An 18,177-nucleotide genomic window follows, 5' to 3' on the forward strand; every position below is an offset into this window, starting at 1 on the left:
GCTTGTTTCATTGCATTTGCTGCTTTGCTGGATTGGAAGGGGGCAGGACTCCCTCCCTTTTCAGCCAGAACCCGATACCACCCTTATTGACACGGTTGTTATAAGGGCCTTTCAGGATCCGCTCCGCCTCATTCCAAGAGGCGTATCGCTTACCAATCCGGTCATTTCCTTCAATGCTACACGCCCGCTTACCAAACGAAGGAAAAGGTTCAGGGTACCCTCTTTCTGGGAAAGGATAAATGAACTGGATATCCAACTCAGTGAAGTTGCCTTTGTGAACTGGAATGCCGGGGGTGACAACGCCGTCTCTGCACTTGCCAAACTTTACTTTGTGCGGAATTATAAATTCCGTTATTTCCAGTGGGACAATGACCTGGAATTCCGCTTTGGCTGGAACGCCCAGGAAGGGCGCAAGTGGCGGAAAACGGACGATGCGATCCGTTTTAGCAGTACCATAGGATACAGAAGGGATACCATCAGCAATTGGTATTACTCCGTTAAGGCGAACTTCAACACACAGTTTGCAGACGGTTTTAAATACCCCAACCGGGAAAACCCGATTTCCCGTTTTATGTCTCCGGGTTATTTATTCCTGGGGGCTGGTACTTCCTATATCCCGGAGGGTAAAAAATTCAACTTGTATTTATCCCCCTTTACCTTTAAGGGCACTTTTGTACTCGATCAGGAACTGGCCAACCGGGGAGCCTTCGGTGTGGAAAAAGCAACCCTCGACGCAGAAGGGAATGTGATCACCCCCGGGAGAAATCTTTATGCAGAGCTGGGGTTACTGGTAACGCACAAATGGGAGTTTGAACTGGCTAAAAACGTACTGGTGAACCATAACATCAGCTTATATGGTGATTACCTGCGTTCTTTCGGGAACATCGATATTGACTGGCAGCTTAAATTTAACTTCAAGGTGAATGAATTTATGACTGCTACCGTGGTTACTCAGACCATTTACGATGACGATATCCTTTTCGACCGGGAAGAAGGCCCTAACGGGGAAGTGATCAGCCCGGGGGAGCCCCGTATTCAGTTCCGCCAGCAGCTGGGGATAGGAATTAACTACAAATTTTGATCAGAGTTGCTTTCCGCTGATCTTGTTGTGGATATGCACCGCTGCCCCATCTGAGAGTCTGGCAACAAAGGAACTGGCCTGCAATAATCCCTTATAAACGGCATCCGGCCCGTCTTCAACCGAATGCAGCGGCAACATCTGCAAGATAAGTTTGTCAAAGGCCGAGGGGTTCCCCCGTAAATCATTGACTATCGCAGTGGTACTCACCTCCAGGATGTCCGACAGGATCCGGTATCCGGCCACTTCCTTTTCAACAACTTCTGAAGATCGGTATATCCGGTCTACGCTAACACTGAGAATATCTTCTATCTGGGCCTTATACCGGCTGTGATCCAGGAGGGATTTTGAAAAATCCCCTTTGAGGATAGCTTCCTCCTGCTCCATAAAAATACGAATCGCGTCCTGCACCAGGGTGTTGATCGCAATGGCCCTTAAATAGCCGAGACGGTCCTGCATTTGGGAGATTCCACGGTATTTTTCTGTATTAATTTGGTCCTTGACCAGCTTGATCAGATATTCCAGTGCAAAATCCTCAGGAAGCAGTCCCAGATTGATCCCGTCTTCAAAATCGATAATAGTGTAGCAAATGTCGTCTGCAGCTTCCACCAGATAAGCCAGCGGGTGCCGGCAAAACGCTTTCCCGTCTACGCCTTCCATGGGCCTGAGGCCCAGATCTTCAGCTATTTCGGTAAAATCCTGAATGTCACTTTGAAATAATCCGAACTTTTTGGTTGCTATATGGTCCAAAGGTTTATGCGGCAGGGATTCTTTAGGATATTTCATAAACGCCCCCAGGGTGGCATAGCTTAAACGCAACCCGCCAGGCACGCCTTCTCTTGAAGCCGTAAGTAAATGAAAACCATGCGCATTGCCTTCAAAACGCAATAAATCTTCGTACTGTTTCTCGTTAAGTAATTCCCTGTAACGTTTACCGGCACCATGTGAAAAAAAAGTTCCTATGGCCTTTTCCCCGCTGTGCCCAAATGGTGGGTTTCCAATATCGTGGGCAAGGGCAGCGGCAGCTACAATGGCCCCAAAATCATTAAAACCATAGCCATGGATTTCGGCCAATTGGGGATGTTGTTTCAGGATACAGGTACCGGCTAGCCTGCCCAGGCTGCGTCCCACAACAGAAACTTCCAGGCTGTGGGTAAGGCGGGTATGTACAAAGTCTGTTTTGGAGAGCGGAATTACCTGGGTCTTATCCTGCAAACTCCTGAAAAAAGGGGAAAAGATAATCCGGTCATAATCTACCTCAAACCCCAGGCGGGTAGGGTCCTGTTCCTTGCGTAAACGTTTGTTAGTATCCCCCTGTCTCTTTAGGGAGAGCAATTGTTCCCAGTGCATCATGCCTAATCAAAATAAAGCGCAAGATAGTACTTTTTCCAGGGGAGGCGGCACAGGCTTTTCCCACAATTTAACATTGCGATAACCTCCTAACATTTCCCTAACAATAAAACAATAAAGGTTTAAAACAGAGCTAACCCCAAACTTACAACTGCCTGCGTCCTTTGCCCCCGAATTCAATTCATTGGAATGAAAGATTATTTACTTATTATCATGTTTTTAATAAGTGCCGGACTTTACGGTCAGCAAACCGGAGCCATTGTGGGGAAGGTCATAGATCGCGAAATGAACGATGACCCCCTGCCCTTTGCAAACGTACTGATAAAGGGAACTACCAAAGGCACCACTTCTGATTTTGACGGTTTATATGAAATAAACGGCCTGGATGCCGGTACTTATACTCTGGTTTTCAGTTTTCTGGGGTATGAAACGGTAGAAATTCCGGATGTAGTTGTTGAAGCCGGAAAGGACAGGGAGGTGAATGTTCCCATGTCTGCCAACGAAGGGGTTTCCTTGGATGAAGTTGTTGTTACTACCTCAGTTTCCAGAGATTCGGAAGCTGCACTCTTGCTGCAGCAGAAAAAAGCCACGGTTATTCAGGAAGCCATTAGTGCCGAAGCCCTGAAATTAAAAGGTATTGATGATGCAGCTGTGGCGGTATCCCAGATTTCCGGGATCTCCAAACAACAAGGGTCCAATGACGTATACGTACGAGGGCTGGGAGACCGGTACCAGAATACAACAATGAACGGCCTTTCCCTTCCCTCAAATGACGTAAACAAGAAAAACCTGGACCTGAATTTATTTACTTCTGGAATTCTTGACAATGTTTCGGTAAGCAAGGCTTACAGCTCGGCATTTTATTCGGACTTTGCCGCCGGGAATGTAAATATTGACTCCAGGGAATATGTAGGTGACGGTTATTTCAAGCTTTCAACCGGAAGTGGGTTGAACACCAATGCGTCTGGAAAAGATTTTGTGCGTTCCGAAGGGCCTTCTGCTTATGGATTCTATAATCGATATGACAACGACCCTTTTGCGGTGGTTTTATCTCATGGGGTAGATCCGCAATCGGCCTGGACACCTGTTAATTTAAACGGCTCACTGGAAGGGGGATACTCCTGGAATGTTGGGGAACAATCGCGTATAAGCGTCTTTGGTTCTGCCAGCTTTGATAGTGGCTATGAGTACCGGGAAGGTCCTGCACGCGATTTCACAAACGTATTAAAAGTAGACTTCCCGGAAGTAAACGAATACGCTTACAATACCACAACCACCGCCATGGCCAATCTTACCTACCGGATTGACCCCTCCCACAAACTCAATTATACCAGCCTTTTTATCAACAGTTCAAAGGATGCTGTTGGTTACTACGGGGTAAATGGGAATGGAACCAACCGGGATGCGATAATAGATACAGACCAGGGCTTTTATGTGATGAACGTACAGTTTAACCAGGACATGATCTTTGTAAACCAGCTTAATGGTCAGCACAACTTTGATGATAAGCTTACTTTGGACTGGGGTGTGGGCTTTAACAAAGTCTTTTCCGATGAGCCCGACCGGAAACGGATTACACTGGAGAACTATCAGTTTGCACTTGATAATGATCCAAACACCAACCCTGTTTTTTATACCAACATCCCTTTTGACAACCAGCGCTTTTTCCAGACTATTGATGATGACGAGCTGAACAGTTTTTTTAACCTGGGATACGAGGCATCTGAAAAGCTAAGCCTTGGCTTTGGATACAACGGCAGGAGAAAACAACGGAAATTCAATAGTATCCGCTACGGGTATGAAATCCAGGACAGGGATAACACCCCAGTAACCGATGTCAATAATTTCAATAGTATTTTTAATGTAGAAAATATCGATATCCCGAACGGTACCGGCTTATGGGACCTGCTTGTTCTCAATCCTATCAGCAATGAAATCGGAAACCGCAACAGGCCGGGGCTTCCGGAAAACACGTATAGAGGGGTCCTTAATATACACGCCGCTTTTGTAAACGCACAATGGACGCCCAGTGAGAAGTGGCTTGTGGTGCCCGGCATTCGCCTGGAATCTTTTTCGCAAGAAGTTGAATACGATGTAATCAATATTCGTCCGGACGATCCGGGACGGCGGGATGTTTACGAAAATATTTTTGTCCCATCCCTGAACGTACGCTATGCACTAACAGAAGATGCCAACCTGCGGTTCGGCTTTAGTAAAACAGCTTCTTTCCCCGAGTTTAAGGAGGTGGCTCCTTTTGTATACGAATCGGTTACTCAAAGGGTGGGTGGTAACCCTGACCTGCTGGGGGGGCTTGACGGTACTGGCGCAACCTATTCGGATGTCTTCAATTACGACCTTAAATATGAATGGTTCATGGAACGGGGAGAAATCCTCTCCCTGTCGGCCTTTGCCAAAACCATTAAGGACCCTATTAACAGGGTGGTTGCCGCAGATGCTACCGGTACGCAGCGCTATTTCCGTACCGGGGAGCAGGCCAATATATATGGGATGGAAGTGGAAGTTCGCAAAAATATTTTTAGTGATGCAGACGATAACGCGATAGTATCCCTGGGCTTAAATGCCGCCTATACCCACACCGAGCAGGACCTGAAGGATATCCCGGCAGGAACACAGAACACCTTCGGGACAACCTTTGACCGCACTTCCGACGAACTGGAAGGGGCCTCCCCTTTTATTATCAATACCGACCTGAATTATAGCCCGGTTTTCGGAAACTATAAGCCAAAGGCGACACTGGTGTTCTCCTATTTCTCGGAACGCATCTTTTCTTTGGGTGCGGGAAGCCTGGGCAATATTGTAGAAAGTGCCGTACCTACCCTGGATTTCGTCTGGCAAAATGCCATAGGGGAACACCTGGAAGTAAACCTTAGCGCTAAAAACCTTTTAAATCCGGATATCGCACTGGTTAGAGAAAACACGGGTATCGGTGATGTAGTAATACGTGAATACAACCTGGGAATAAATATGGGGCTGTCCCTTGCCTATAAATTTTAATACACCTTTAATTTTAGAACAATGAAAAAATATTTACTGTTTCTTGGATTTTTAGCCTTATGCATTACAATTTCCTGCGAAAGTGACGATACCGCACAGATCATCATCAACGATATCCAAGACGGAGAACAACCCGGAGACCAAACCGTTAACCTAAGCGGGGTTTATACAGAAGACCTGACCCTGGATGTCAATACGGACTATCTGGTTAGTGGTCCTGTACTTATGGCCAGTGGAACTACCCTGACCATCCCGGCTGGTATGACAATACGTTTCCAGCCTGTTGGCGTAAACGCCTTTATCGCTATTCAGCAAGGGGCACAAATCAATGCCAGCGGCACCCCTTCCCAACCGATTATTTTTACTTCCAGTTCCACAAGCCCTGGTGCGGGAGACTGGGGAGGCCTGGTAATATGCGGTACTGCCCCTATTAATTCTACGGCAGATGGTTCTGCGGATACGGCTACCTCAGAAGTGGGTAACCTTTCGTATGGGGGGAACAGCCCGGCCGATAATTCCGGGACCCTGCAATATGTCCGAATCGAATACGCCGGGGGCGCTATTGACGGGAATGCAGAGTTAAACGGCCTTTCGCTCTATGGAGTAGGAAACGGGACTGTTATTGATCATATCCAGATTTTCGAAGGCTCCGATGATGGAGTTGAGTTTTTTGGAGGCACTGTAAACGTCAGCCAATTGGTCGTTGTGAATTCAGAAGACGATTCTGTTGACTGGACCGAAGGATATACGGGTACACTAACAGATGTGTACATACAGCACGGTGTTTCACACGACAAGGCTTTCGAATGCGATGGTTATAATGTCGATTTCAACAATGCAGGTGGCTATTTCTCAAGGCCAAACATTAACAATGTCACTGTGCTCGGCGCTAATGACGGTAGCGAAGCGATTCGCCTGAGGGCAGGTACCCAGGGTCTTTTTAACAACGTGCTCTTAATCGACTTCGATGAGGCTTTTGACCTGGACGGAGATACCGGAGATAATCCTACCGGACAGGGCGTATTGGATGGTTTCCTCAGTGTAACCGACGTTACCTTCACAAATGTGACCACAAAGCTAAAGAATGACACTGGCTTCACTTTTGATGAAAGTGACTTTATTTCCGGAGACGGAAACGGTAGCGGAACAGATGTTAGCAGCTGGGGTGCCGGCTGGACAGTAGGTATTAGGTAAATTAAGTCAGTTCTAAAAAAAAGGCCGTATCCCCGGGGATACGGCCTTTTGTATATAAGCTTAGGTTCTGTCCTATTTCTGCAATACCACTTTAGTAGCCTCTTTCCATTCATGTACTGCGGCTATGGCGTTATAATTGTAATCCACTTCCCTGAGCAAATCCTTATCCCAGAAAAACCACTTCCCGTTTTTTCTGCCATTCTCATATAACCCCTTACAAATCTTATCCCCTTGTTCCGAAAAACTTTCCCACTGCCCGTGAAGTTTACCGTCCAGATTAAAGGTTCCTTTCTGGGCTACTATTCCGTTGTCGTGATAATAAACCACTTCAATCAGATTTTGATCTTTCAGGAATGTTGCTTTTTTCTCATTCTGCCCAAAAAATAAGGCAGGGGCCAGAAATAAAATAAATAGTAAGGCTCTCATAACCAATGTAATTGTAAAATAAAGATAATTATTATTAACCTAAAATGAACTTTTTGGTAACATTTTCTTTACATAAGAACGCAAGTTGTTGGTTTTAAGTATTCTGTATTTCTTCAATCTTTTGAAATTTGATAATTACTTAATATTCAGATTACCGTATGGTCACCTGATTATCTGATTTTTGAAGAGTATATATACATCAACTCAGTATTTCATAATAAGTTTAGTTTTTGTCAACTCTAGTTTTATGAATACGCAGAACTACCCGGGCCCGGGTAGTTCTTTTTTTTTGAGCCCATCATATAAAGTTTAGATAACTTTTTATTAACACTGTATTCGGTTCTTTGCGGTGACAAAAAACTAAACTTTAATGAAAAATTATCTTTTAGCTTTAGCGGCTTTTTTTGCTTTTGCTGCTACTCTGCAATCACAGGAAGCCAATGCCCCTGCTTTTGGTAAAGGCTTGTTTAATTTGGTTGGAAAGGATTCATCCTGGACCATGAAGATTGGCCTGCGTATGCAGTTTCTCACGGTAACAGACTGGTCCGAAAATCAAAATGGCGGGTGGGCAGATCCACAGAGCAATTTCCTGATCAGAAGGTCCAGGCTTAAATTTGACGGCTTTGCCTTTACCCCAAAACTGGAATACAAGATTGAGCTGGGACTCTCCAACAGGGATATGTCTGGCCTCTCTCCATTTACCCGCAACAGTCCGAGATATATTATGGACGCAGTTGTAAAATGGAATTTTTATGAGAATTTTGTTTTATGGGCAGGCCAAACCAAATTGCCGGGTAATATTGAGCGGGTAATTTCTTCCGGGAATCTGCAACAGGTAGACCGCTCATTGGTTAATGCCAGGTTTAATATCGACCGGGATATCGGATTTCAATTAAGGCACCACACATGGCTTTCAGACACTTTCCTCATGCGTGAAATAATTGCTTTTTCACAGGGTGAAGGGCGAAACGTAACTGAAGGAAACCTCGGAGGATATCAATACACAGCCCGTCTGGAATTATTGCCATTTGGCGAGTTTACCAAGGGGGGAGATTACAGCGGAAGCGATCTGCGAAGAGAAGCTAAACCTAAGCTCCTGCTGGCCTCTACCTATGACTATAATCAGGATGCTGTCCGTACCCGAAGTAACCTGGGTTCCTATATGTTTACCGAAGAAGGTCTGTATGAAACATCCATAAAGACTCTGTTTGTAGACGCCATGTTTAAATACCAGGGGCTTTCAGTAATGGTGGAATACGCTTCCCGAAGTGCAGATGACCCCATTGCGAAAAATGCAGATGGTTCGCTTACGGGAGACATTGTGCAGGTTGGGGATGGAATTAATGTGCAGTCGGGCTACCTTTTTAAGAATAACTGGGAGGTTTCAGGGCGCTACACCCAGATCAATCTGGATGAAGCTATAACCGGACGAGGGCAGCAGACTCAGTATACCCTGGGCTTGTCCAGATATATAGTGGGCCACAAGCTAAAAATTCAAACAGATGTCAGCTATCTGAATATAGGGAATGCTGCTGATGAGCTGATGTACCGCCTGCAATTTGACCTGCATTTTTAATCTAAAAAATAACTTTTAGGTAACCTGCTCATCAGACTTTGAATTGATATTTGTAAATTGATTTTTTAAATAATTTTTATGGATAATATTTACCTCTTAATGATTATTGCGCTAGCCGCACTAGCCGTTGCCGACCTGGTGGTAGGCGTTAGTAATGATGCGGTAAATTTCCTGAATTCAGCCATTGGTTCCAAGGCTATTTCATTCAGGACAATAATGATTGTAGCCAGCCTTGGGATTGCCTTTGGGGCTATTTTTTCCAGCGGAATGATGGAAGTGGCCCGAAAGGGGATTTTCAATCCGGGAGAATTCTATTTCGATGAAATAATGTTCATTTTCATGGCGGTGATGATCACCGATATTCTCCTGTTGGACTTCTTTAACACCCTGGGAATGCCCACCTCAACTACAGTATCCATCGTGTTTGAATTGTTGGGTGCAGCGGTAGCAATGGCCATGATTAAAATTGCATCTGCCGGAGGAAGCTTTTTCGATACTTTAAACTATATCAATACTTCAAAGGCTACCGAGATTATTCTGGGTATTTTATTGTCTGTGGTTGTAGCGTTTTCCATTGGGGCTTTGGTTCAATGGGTGAGCCGGTTGCTGCTTTCTTATGATTTCCAGAAAAAGGCAAAATGGGTGGGTGCCTTATTCGGAGGGATCGCCTTGTCTGCAATTACCTATTTCATCTTCATGAAAGGGATTAAAGGCACTCCTTTTGCAGGAGAGACTTATGATATTATTGGAGGCATGAAAATATCTGACTTTCTGGAAGCGCAGGTAATCCCTATCATTGCTTTGAGTATTGTTTTTTGGTCACTTCTATCTTTTGCCCTGATCATCCTGGCCAAAACCAATATTTATAAACTGATTATCGGAGTGGGAACTTTTGCCCTTGCCCTTGCATTTGCCGGTAATGACCTGGTGAACTTTATAGGTGTACCAATAGCCGCGTACCAGTCTTACGAGGCCTGGGTAGCTTCAGGTGTGGAAGCCGGAAGTTTTAGTATGAATGTACTTTCTTCCAAAGTACCTACTCCCACAATTTTATTGTTCCTCTCCGGAATGGTCATGGTGGTCACACTTTGGTTATCCAAAAAAGCCCGTTATGTGGCAGATACTGAAATAAACCTGGCAAGGGAAGGGGAAACCAAAGAGCGGTTTGAGCCCCATTTCTTTTCCAGGTTTCTGGTTCGGTTTGCCATACTGATCAATACGTATACCAGAACGGTTATTCCAGATTCTGTGATGAAAAAAATAGATGGTCGCTTTAAAAAACCCGTTATCAAATTAACTAAAGGTAAGGTTCACGAATTACCGGCCTTTGATATGGTGCGGGCGGCGGTTAACCTGATGGTAGCTGGAATCCTGATTTCTGTTGCGACTTCATATAAACTACCCCTCTCTACCACCTACGTAACTTTTATGGTGGCTATGGGCACCTCCCTGGCCGATAAAGCCTGGGGAAGTGAAAGTGCTGTTTACAGGGTTGCCGGTGTGCTAAACGTTATTGGAGGCTGGTTTATGACTGCTTTAATAGCATTTTTTGCCGCTGGTATTATCCTTACCATTATCAGCTTTGGGAAAGGTACTGCTATTGGGGTTCTGCTCTTTGCAGCCATCCTGCTACTTGCCAGAAATTATATTTCCCATAGAAAGAAAAGCAGTGAGCTAAAGGCTGAAGACGGTCTTCGCAGGGCAGAGGCGAGCTCTTTACATGGGGTAATCCTGGAAAGTGCCAACAACATCTCCAGTGTACTGAAGCGCAGCAATAAGATTTATACCAATTCCATTAATGGACTGGCCAAACAGGATCTTGACTTACTGAATAAGAATAAAAAACAAGGCGCCAAGCTTTCTGCTGAAATTGATGATTTACGCGACAGTATATTCTACTTCATTAAAAATCTAGATGAGACCAGTGTAGGTGCGAGTAATTTTTATATCAATATTCTGGGAGACCTTCAGGACATGGCTCAATCCCTTGAATATATAGGTAAAGTAAGTCATAAGCACGTTAACAACAATCACAAGAAGCTGAAATACAATCAGATTAAAGAGCTGAAAGAGATTGACCTGAGGCTTGATCAAATCCTTACTCAATCCATGGAAATCTTCAATAAGAAGACTTTTGACAAAATCAGCGAAGTCTTAGGGGCGAAGCAGGAGATTTTTGATATGGTTACCGAGAAAATTGAAAAACAAGTGTCCCGTACCCGTACGGAAGAATCAAGCCCTAAAAACACGACCCTGTACTTCTCTTTACTTTTGGAAACCAAGGATTTTGTTAGCGCTACAATGAACCTTCTCGAGCAGTATCGCGAAGCGCATGAAGGGACTTTAAATACCCTCCCTGCTCCTTCAGAGTAGGTGACTTACAGAAGTTGGTCTTCCTCAAAGACAGGAGTTTGATAATTGGAAGAAGAGGGTGTGATGGATTCCATCACATCCTTTTCCCCATATAAGAGTTCTGCCACAATAATCAGTTTCTGGATCATTTCATTCAGATGGTCGTGGTCATTTAAAAGGGAAGAGGCCATTTCCGGACTTACCTTATTGTTTCGAATCAGCTTATCTATATGCAGATTACCCTGATGGATATTGGCCTTTGCCTCTTCTGATAATTTTAGCAAGACTTCGGAGGTTACCTCTTTATTGGCCCCGGCCCGATACACCTGTATTGCCCTTAGGACCTTTACCATCTTTTTGCGAAATTTATCGTATTCCGCCTGCATCACAGGATGGCCTTCTTCCTTATAAAGTGAAATGTTCCGGTTCAGTTCGCTTACGTCCCTGATGATCTCCACCATTTTTCTGTTGGCAAACTTGATCTGCATAATTCGCCTGTGCTGTTTTTCTGAAAGGTCCAGGTCGCTTTGTGCATGAATGGCATAAGAAATAATCTGGCTGTAGATCCGCTTCACTTTTAAAAGGTATAAGGCCCGGACGTCTGTCTGCAAGTTTTCTTTAGACATCCGGATCACATGCTTGGCTTTCAGATCCGATAATATATCGGTTCGGTGCAGATTTAAAGCATGTGCTACGATTTCAAAAACCGCATGTTCAAACAGGTAACGGGATTCCTGTTCCAGGGAGGCTATGGCTGTCTGCGGGAACAACAAGACTTTTTCATTGAGGAACTTGGGTTCTTCTATGGCCTTTTCAGGGGCTTCCTTTTCCGGGATCACCCGGCTAACCAGGCGGGCAATAGGGTTTATAAACCAAACCAGCAGCAGGCTGTTGCAGATATTAAAACTCGTATGGAAAAGCGAAATAGCCACAGGAATTGCAGCTGCTGTTAAATAGGGGGAGGCAGATCCCAACTCCTGGCTCAGCCATGAGATCCCGTCCAGAAAAGGATAAAATAACAGCAGCATCCATACCACTCCAATTACATTGAATATGAAGTGAGCAAAAGCGGTTTGCCGGGCCCTGAAATTCCCCACAAAGGCAGCAATATTGGCCGTAATGGTTGTGCCTATATTTTCTCCAAGCACCATAGCCGCCGCCAGTTCAAAGGGGATCCACCCCTCGGCAGTCATAACCAGGGTAAGGGCCATGGTAGCAGAAGAAGATTGAATGATTACCGTTAACAGCGTCCCGATAAGCAGGAAGAGCAAGACAGAACCAAATCCGAGGTCTGTATAGCGCTGCAAAAATGCCAGGATTTCCGGGTTCTGGTGTATATCCGGCATGGCATCTTTCAAAAATTGCAGGCCCACAAAAAGCAACCCGAAACCAATTATAAAACCGCCCCAATACTGCCATTGTTTCCTTTTGGAAAATGTAAATAGAAATCCAAATCCAACCAGGGGAAGGGCCAGGGCACTCATGCTCACTTTAAACCCGAGCAGAGTTATCAGCCATGCGGTAATGGTGGTTCCGATATTCGCCCCCATGATCACCCCAAGTGCTTCTGTAAGGGTCAGCAGGGAAGCATTGGAAAAACTGACCACCATCAGGGTAGTGGCAGAGGAAGATTGTATTACCGAGGTGATTAAAAAACCTGTAAAAATCCCCATGAACCGGTTGGAAGTCATGGTTTGCAGGATGGCCCGCATCCGGTCCCCGGCCAGGTCGGTCAGGGCCTCACTCATCACCTTCATACCAAAAAGAAACAGGCCAAGGGCCCCAATCAACTGCAATATATCGGACAAGCCGTATTCCATGTGGTTAAGCTATTCTTATCATTAACATCAAAATTCCAATGATCAATTTAATGGAAAATATTGACCTATGGCATATTGGTGCAGAATATGGTGCTCATAAAGCATTACTCTTCCTTAGGTTTACCCCTTGCATATCATCCAGCTGAAATATTTAGTACCTTTAAGAGATCTTTATTGCGCAACCAAAGTGCACAGACCACCTTAAATCAAAGAATAAATCATATGAAACGGTTAAAAGAATTCAAACTACTTACCCTTGTCCTGCTGCTGGCAGGTTTTGTGGGAGCAACTGCGGTATCTTCCTGCAGGGATCAAAAGAAAAAAGAGAGCACAGAACAGCAGAAGGCAGCTGAAGCTGAAGAGGAACATCCAGCCGGGGGCGAGCATCCGTCTGCAGATGAACACCCGACGAGCGAATCGGATTCCACCGCAGGGGAACATCCTACCGGGAATGACTCTACTTCAATGGAACATCCCAAGAATTAGGTTAAGGTTTAGGACGGACGTTCTTTATATATTCGGCTATCGGATTTCCTTTACTCTGGACCGCCCTTGCGCCTAAAAGAGAAAAAAGTATCTGCAATAGCAGGGGCACCCCCTATTTCCATTACCGGATAGGCCAGGAAATTAATTGGCCCTGTCTGCGGGCCTGGCTTTAATACAATATCCCTGCCCCGGGTAAATTCAATGCGGTTGGCCGGATGCCTTCCGAAATAATAGGTAGACAGGGCCTTATACTTATTTGCTTCGCTGATGTCCACAGGCCACCACTTGCCTTCTGCATAAAATTCAGCCCAGCAATGATACCCGTCTATGCCCCCTTCATCCCGATCCGAGGGAATGGCAGCTCCCACTGCAAAGCGTGCAGGGATGCCAGCAGAACGGGCCAGGGAAATAAAGAGGGAGTGGAATTCCGTACAATTTCCGGTGAGGGCATCACAGGCGAATACGGCATCCCCGGTTCCATAATCCTTCCATTTCGCATAACGCATATTATCCGAAACATAGTCGTACAGGGCCCGGGCCTGCATGAGCGTCCCGTTGCTTCGCCTGTCCCCTATAATGGAATCTGCCAGGGTTTCAAACCGGTCTCCAACCGGCATGAGCAAATTGGGTGCCAGGTATTCCTCAGGGGTGGCTTCTCCCCTATAGGGCATTTTTTCGAGTCTCCGGACAAGATACCTTAATGTTATTTTTGTTCCGCTGTCTTCAGGGGCCAATTCCATAAATAAGACAGAATTCCCAAAACCCTCATCCGTTAAAATATCAGGATCGGACGGAACCGTCCTGGAAATTATCTCCACCGTCTGGAAACGATCGGTTTGGGGGATAGGGATCCAGATTCTTGCTGCCTCCTCCATCTCAGGAAGGGTTACTTCATAAGTGAATTCAAACTGGTCCTGCCCCTCGATCACTCCCAGGAGCTGGTTATCGGCTGTTTCAATGGGAACCCGGATCCAGGTTTTATCAGCCTGTTGCTTCCAGGAGTAATACGGTTTTCCATTTAGCTTGTGCAGGGTTGTTTCCGTAACCGTCATGTCACCGGGATCGCCAGACAGGAAGAAATCCACATCGTAAACATCCCCGTTTACATCGGCCAGGTCTACACAGGCAAAATGGCGTTGCGGGCCCAGATTGGAAAGGTATTCAGTATGCACCCGAACCAGTTCCAGCCTCAGCTCCTTATCATCGGAGGTCATATGGAAATATCCATTCCCCTTTTCCACCTCACGCGCTACATGAGCTTCTATGCCCTTCTCTATGTCTGCAATCAATACCCTCGGGATAGGTTCTGCCCCAACCATCTCAGATCCGGGTTCCTTTTTTTCTTTGGATTGGCAGGCTGCCAGTATCGCCATCAGGAAGATAGAGCAGTATCGGAAAGACTTCATATGGAAAAACGTTATGGAATCCTGAAATTACAACTATTCGGCCTGTTCTCCCAATCCCGTAAACAGCGATGTTGTACATTTACCATAAAGACTTGCAACTATGGTTTTCAAAACTTCCCTGTGCTTCCTGGGCATTGTCCTTTTTCCCCCATTCATTATTAATACTCAGGCAGATCCGTTACCGGACGCCGGCACTGTGCTCAACAAAGCTATTGCATACCACGACCCGGACGGGGTCTGGGGCAAGTTTAATGGCCAGTTCACAGTGGTAATGCAAAGCCCGGGAGAGGCAGACAGGGTAAGTAAAATCCGGCTCAACCAGCCCGAATCCTATTTCCTGCTGCAGGTCAGCCGGGGGGACAGCCGTAAAAGCTACGAGCTTAAAAATGACAGCTGCTCCCTTACCTACAAAGGAAGCCCGGATTTCTCCAAAGCAATTGCCGAAAGTGAAAGGTTAAGCTGCGAGCGGGCCCGTATGTACCAAAATTACTACTCTTATCTATACGGCCTTCCTATGAAGTTGAAAGACAAAGGAACGAACCTGGACCCAAAGGTCACCTCCAGGGTTTTCAAAGGGAAAAAGTATTTGGTTTTAAAGGCCACCTATGACAAAGCAGTAGGTGAAGACACCTGGTATTTTTATTTCAACCCCAAAACCTACGCCATGCAGGCCTATCAATTCTTCCACGATGAATCCAAAAACGACGGGGAATACATCCTGCTCAGCGGGGAAGAAACCATTCAGGGGATCCGTATGCCTAAGACCCGGGTGTGGTACACCAATAAAGAAGCAAAAGTACTGGGTACCGATATACTTATGCCTCCCGGAAAATAAAGCTTAGTCTCCCTCGAACAAATGGTCTATACGGGCCATGATGTCCTCATAGTGATAGCGGGTTTCCCGGCTTATACGACTGTTTGACGCTTTCGCTAAATCTGAACGGAGCCTTTTAAGTTCCCCGCGCACCAGGGCCCTGAGGTCTGAAGTAGCCGTATTGTATTGCAAACGGCCTTCAAAACCCGGTCTGCTCCTGCCCGATTCAGATTCTGCAGTCATCAGATAGGCCATCCGTTCCAGGTAGGTCCTTTGAAGGTTTCTTCGGAACAGATCCGCACTTTCCCCTCTGTAAGCCTCTTTCCATACGCCTTTGCGCAGGTCTGTAAGCAATTCCAGAGCGCTGTAGTGATCCTTATTGAAGGTTGTCCCATCGAAGAGCCGCCCCAGGCGGTCTACACTCAGCAAAGCGTTGAGCTGCCTGGCCTGCAACCTGCGGATGTCTTCAAAATATCCGGCATGGTCAATGTTTTGCAGGATGTTTTCCTGCAGTAACCAGTCAGGAGTCTCAAAAAGGTTTTTGTGCAACCACTCAACGGCATCTTTCTGAGCCCCGGCATCAAAATGGGTATAAACATATCCGGACTGTTCAGGGGTTCTGATATTTTCGAAAACACCCCCCACAGTATTGGTAACATGCCCGGAATAGCGGCTTAAAACACCGAGTAATTCCCCGTAAAGCTCCTCTAAATCCGCATAGTCGTTCGTAACCTCTGAGGTCCATTCCGGCAAACGGGCCGCCACGAACTTGAGATTTTTCAGCCCATAAGTACTTGCCAGGATGGGATTATCTCCAATACATTCTGTCTGGGACTGTGGATCAAAACGACTGGATTGCCGGCCGAATTTAAACCTTGGGTTGTCTGCCTTAGCCAGTATCCAATCGTTTAAAGTGGGCCGCTCTTCTTCAGGGTCGGATTCTCCCAGCCATCGGTACCCCCAGTTTACCGCGTAATGGTCATAAGGGCCCATCTGGCGAATAAAACGAATGTTTTCGTCCCCAGGCTGGGCAACATAATTATAGCGGGCGTAATCCATAATGCTGGCAGCAATACCGTTTTTTTGCGTGAAAGCCCCATTCCTCAGCGAATCTACCGGGTAGGCATAACTGGCTGCCATATTATGCGGAAAGCCCAGGGCATGCCCTACTTCATGTGCAATCACCATGCGCATCATCTCACCAATCTCTTCATCAGGGGTATTTAAGGTACGGGCCGAAGGGTTTGCTGCAGCGGTCTCCAGCAAATAGCGATTCCTGTAAGACCTGAGGTGGTTGTGATACCAGATAATGTCGCTTTCGATGATTTCCCCGCTCCTGGGGTCTGATACACTGGGGCCAACTGCATTTCGAGTAGTACTCGCCACATAGCGCACCACTGAATAACGCACATCTTCAGGGCTGAATTCCGGGTCTTCTTCTTTGGTTGGGGCATCCCGGGCAATTATTGCATTTTTAAACCCGGCCGTTTCAAAGGGTTTTTGCCAGTCTTCTATTCCCTGTTTGATATATTTCTGCAGGTTTTCGGGCGTCCCGGGGTCCAGATAGTAAATAATGGGCTTCACAGGCTCCACCAATTCCCCTCTCGCATAGGCTTCAGGGTCCTTGGGTTCCAGACGCCACCGCCGGATGTATTCCTTGCGGTCTGCCTTGAGCGCATCGCTGCCATAGTCGTATTGTGAAACCGTAAAAAAGCCGACCCTGGGGTCGAATATACGAGGCGTCATAGGTTTTTCCGGCAACAGTATCATAGACTGGTTCATCTGCAGGCTGATGGATTCTGTCCGGCTCAGGCTTGGCGGCTCGGAAGCCTCATAGGTGAAATCCTGCCGCACCTCTATATTCTCAGGGTAGCTGTGGATATTTGAGATAAAACTTCTGGAGGCGTCCAGTTTTTTGACCTTATATTCTTTCCGCAATCTGGAAGAGAGCCCGCTAATGGCCGGCACATCTGAACTGAAAAATTTGGTTACATCGATGACTGCCGCAGTGGAATCCGGATTAAATGCGGCTATATCAAAGGCATAGAGGGTTGGTTCGTAATTATTTACCTGCACAGAGCGGTTAATGGCCTTGCTGCTGTCTGCGACATTTACGTAGGACTTCGATTTTAAAAGGATTTTGTTTCGGAACCGGGTCCAGTGTACTACCTGCTCATTGGTCTTGGAGCCGGCATTTACATAGCCGCCCCCAAGCCCGTTGGGTAATTGGGCAATCCGGCTAACCCATAGCAAATCGCGTTCGAGATACGAAAAAGGTATCTCGTAATAGAAGTCTTCCCCTACCTGGTGTACCTTAAAAATACCAGGATCTGTGAGAGTTGCCTTGGTGATCACCTCTGTATATTTTTTAATCCCATTCTTGGATTTGCCGGGGGTCGTTTTTTCTGTTTCTGTTTCCTTTTTCTTCCTGGAGCGCTGTGCCTGTAAAGGGATTGAAATGATGAGACAAAACAGGCTTAATAAACAGAGGCTCTTTTTCATTTTTTCAAAATTTTTCGCCCTAAGATAACCATATTCAAGCAGGCCGAGAAACCCAAGTCCCGAAAATGAAAATATGCTTTCAACTCTCGGGTATTCAGGAAAGGTGTTGGGTTCAAATAAAGGAAAGCTGGCCCCCGGATATTCGTTGGCCTTTTGAC

The 18,177-nt window shown here is 46.1% G+C and carries 12 protein-coding genes; 7 read left to right on the forward strand and 5 right to left on the reverse strand.

The features are described 5' to 3' along the window. Positions 1–10: 10 nt before the first annotated feature. Complete coding sequence (locus ACT6NU_RS05170; RefSeq protein WP_445383398.1) at positions 11–1,081, forward strand: DUF3078 domain-containing protein; 1,071 nt, start codon at positions 11–13, stop codon at positions 1,079–1,081. Here the strand turns inward: ACT6NU_RS05170 and dgt are convergent, their stop codons facing one another. After that, entirely contained in the window at positions 1,082–2,428 is a 1,347-nt protein-coding gene (gene dgt, locus ACT6NU_RS05175) for a dGTP triphosphohydrolase (protein ID WP_445383831.1), read from the reverse strand. A gap of 189 nt (positions 2,429–2,617) precedes the next feature. On the opposite strand from dgt, the gene ACT6NU_RS05180 reads away from it, so the two are divergent. Beyond that, complete coding sequence (locus tag ACT6NU_RS05180) at positions 2,618–5,443, forward strand: TonB-dependent receptor domain-containing protein (RefSeq protein ID WP_445383399.1); 2,826 nt, start codon at positions 2,618–2,620, stop codon at positions 5,441–5,443. Positions 5,444–5,464: 21 nt separating this feature from the next. After that, entirely contained in the window at positions 5,465–6,637 is a 1,173-nt protein-coding gene (locus ACT6NU_RS05185) for a multidrug transporter (protein WP_445383400.1), read from the forward strand. Positions 6,638–6,709: 72 nt separating this feature from the next. Here ACT6NU_RS05185 and ACT6NU_RS05190 read toward each other — a convergent pair whose 3' ends face one another. Further along, positions 6,710–7,063, reverse strand: coding sequence for a toxin-antitoxin system YwqK family antitoxin (locus ACT6NU_RS05190; RefSeq protein WP_445383401.1), 354 nt, complete (start codon positions 7,061–7,063; stop codon positions 6,710–6,712). 370 nt (positions 7,064–7,433) lie between these two features. Here ACT6NU_RS05190 and ACT6NU_RS05195 point away from each other — a divergent pair, with 370 nt between their 5' ends. Both ACT6NU_RS05195 and ACT6NU_RS05200 read left to right on the forward strand, forming a co-directional pair. Further along, positions 7,434–8,639, forward strand: a complete 1,206-nt coding sequence (locus ACT6NU_RS05195) for a porin (protein ID WP_445383402.1) — start codon at positions 7,434–7,436, stop codon at positions 8,637–8,639. A 78-nt stretch (positions 8,640–8,717) separates the two neighbouring features. Further along, positions 8,718–11,012 carry an anion permease gene (locus ACT6NU_RS05200; protein ID WP_445383403.1) on the forward strand — a complete coding sequence of 765 codons (2,295 nt, stop codon included), beginning with the start codon at positions 8,718–8,720 and terminating at the stop codon, positions 11,010–11,012. A 5-nt stretch (positions 11,013–11,017) separates the two neighbouring features. Here ACT6NU_RS05200 and ACT6NU_RS05205 read toward each other — a convergent pair whose 3' ends face one another. Next, on the reverse strand, positions 11,018–12,811 hold the full coding sequence (locus ACT6NU_RS05205) for a Na/Pi cotransporter family protein (protein WP_445383404.1): 1,794 nt from the start codon (positions 12,809–12,811) through the stop codon (positions 11,018–11,020). 222 nt (positions 12,812–13,033) lie between these two features. Between ACT6NU_RS05205 and ACT6NU_RS05210 the strand changes: the two genes are divergently transcribed. Next, positions 13,034–13,297 (forward strand): hypothetical protein, encoded by a 264-nt coding sequence (locus ACT6NU_RS05210; RefSeq protein WP_445383405.1) that lies wholly within the window; start codon positions 13,034–13,036, stop codon positions 13,295–13,297. Positions 13,298–13,347: 50 nt separating this feature from the next. Here the strand turns inward: ACT6NU_RS05210 and ACT6NU_RS05215 are convergent, their stop codons facing one another. Next, the gene (locus ACT6NU_RS05215; protein WP_445383406.1) at positions 13,348–14,703 is read right to left on the reverse strand and encodes a transglutaminase-like domain-containing protein; all 1,356 of its coding nucleotides are present in this window, start codon (positions 14,701–14,703) and stop codon (positions 13,348–13,350) included. A 100-nt stretch (positions 14,704–14,803) separates the two neighbouring features. Between ACT6NU_RS05215 and ACT6NU_RS05220 the strand changes: the two genes are divergently transcribed. Further along, on the forward strand, positions 14,804–15,538 hold the full coding sequence (locus ACT6NU_RS05220) for a DUF6503 family protein (RefSeq protein ID WP_445383407.1): 735 nt from the start codon (positions 14,804–14,806) through the stop codon (positions 15,536–15,538). Between the two features lie 3 nt (positions 15,539–15,541). Here ACT6NU_RS05220 and ACT6NU_RS05225 read toward each other — a convergent pair whose 3' ends face one another. Continuing rightward, positions 15,542–18,019: a zinc-dependent metalloprotease gene (locus tag ACT6NU_RS05225; protein WP_445383408.1), complete on the reverse strand. Its 2,478-nt coding sequence runs from the start codon at positions 18,017–18,019 to the stop codon at positions 15,542–15,544. Positions 18,020–18,177: the final 158 nt, after the last annotated feature.

It is taken from the genome of Robiginitalea rubriflava (genome assembly GCF_052540725.1).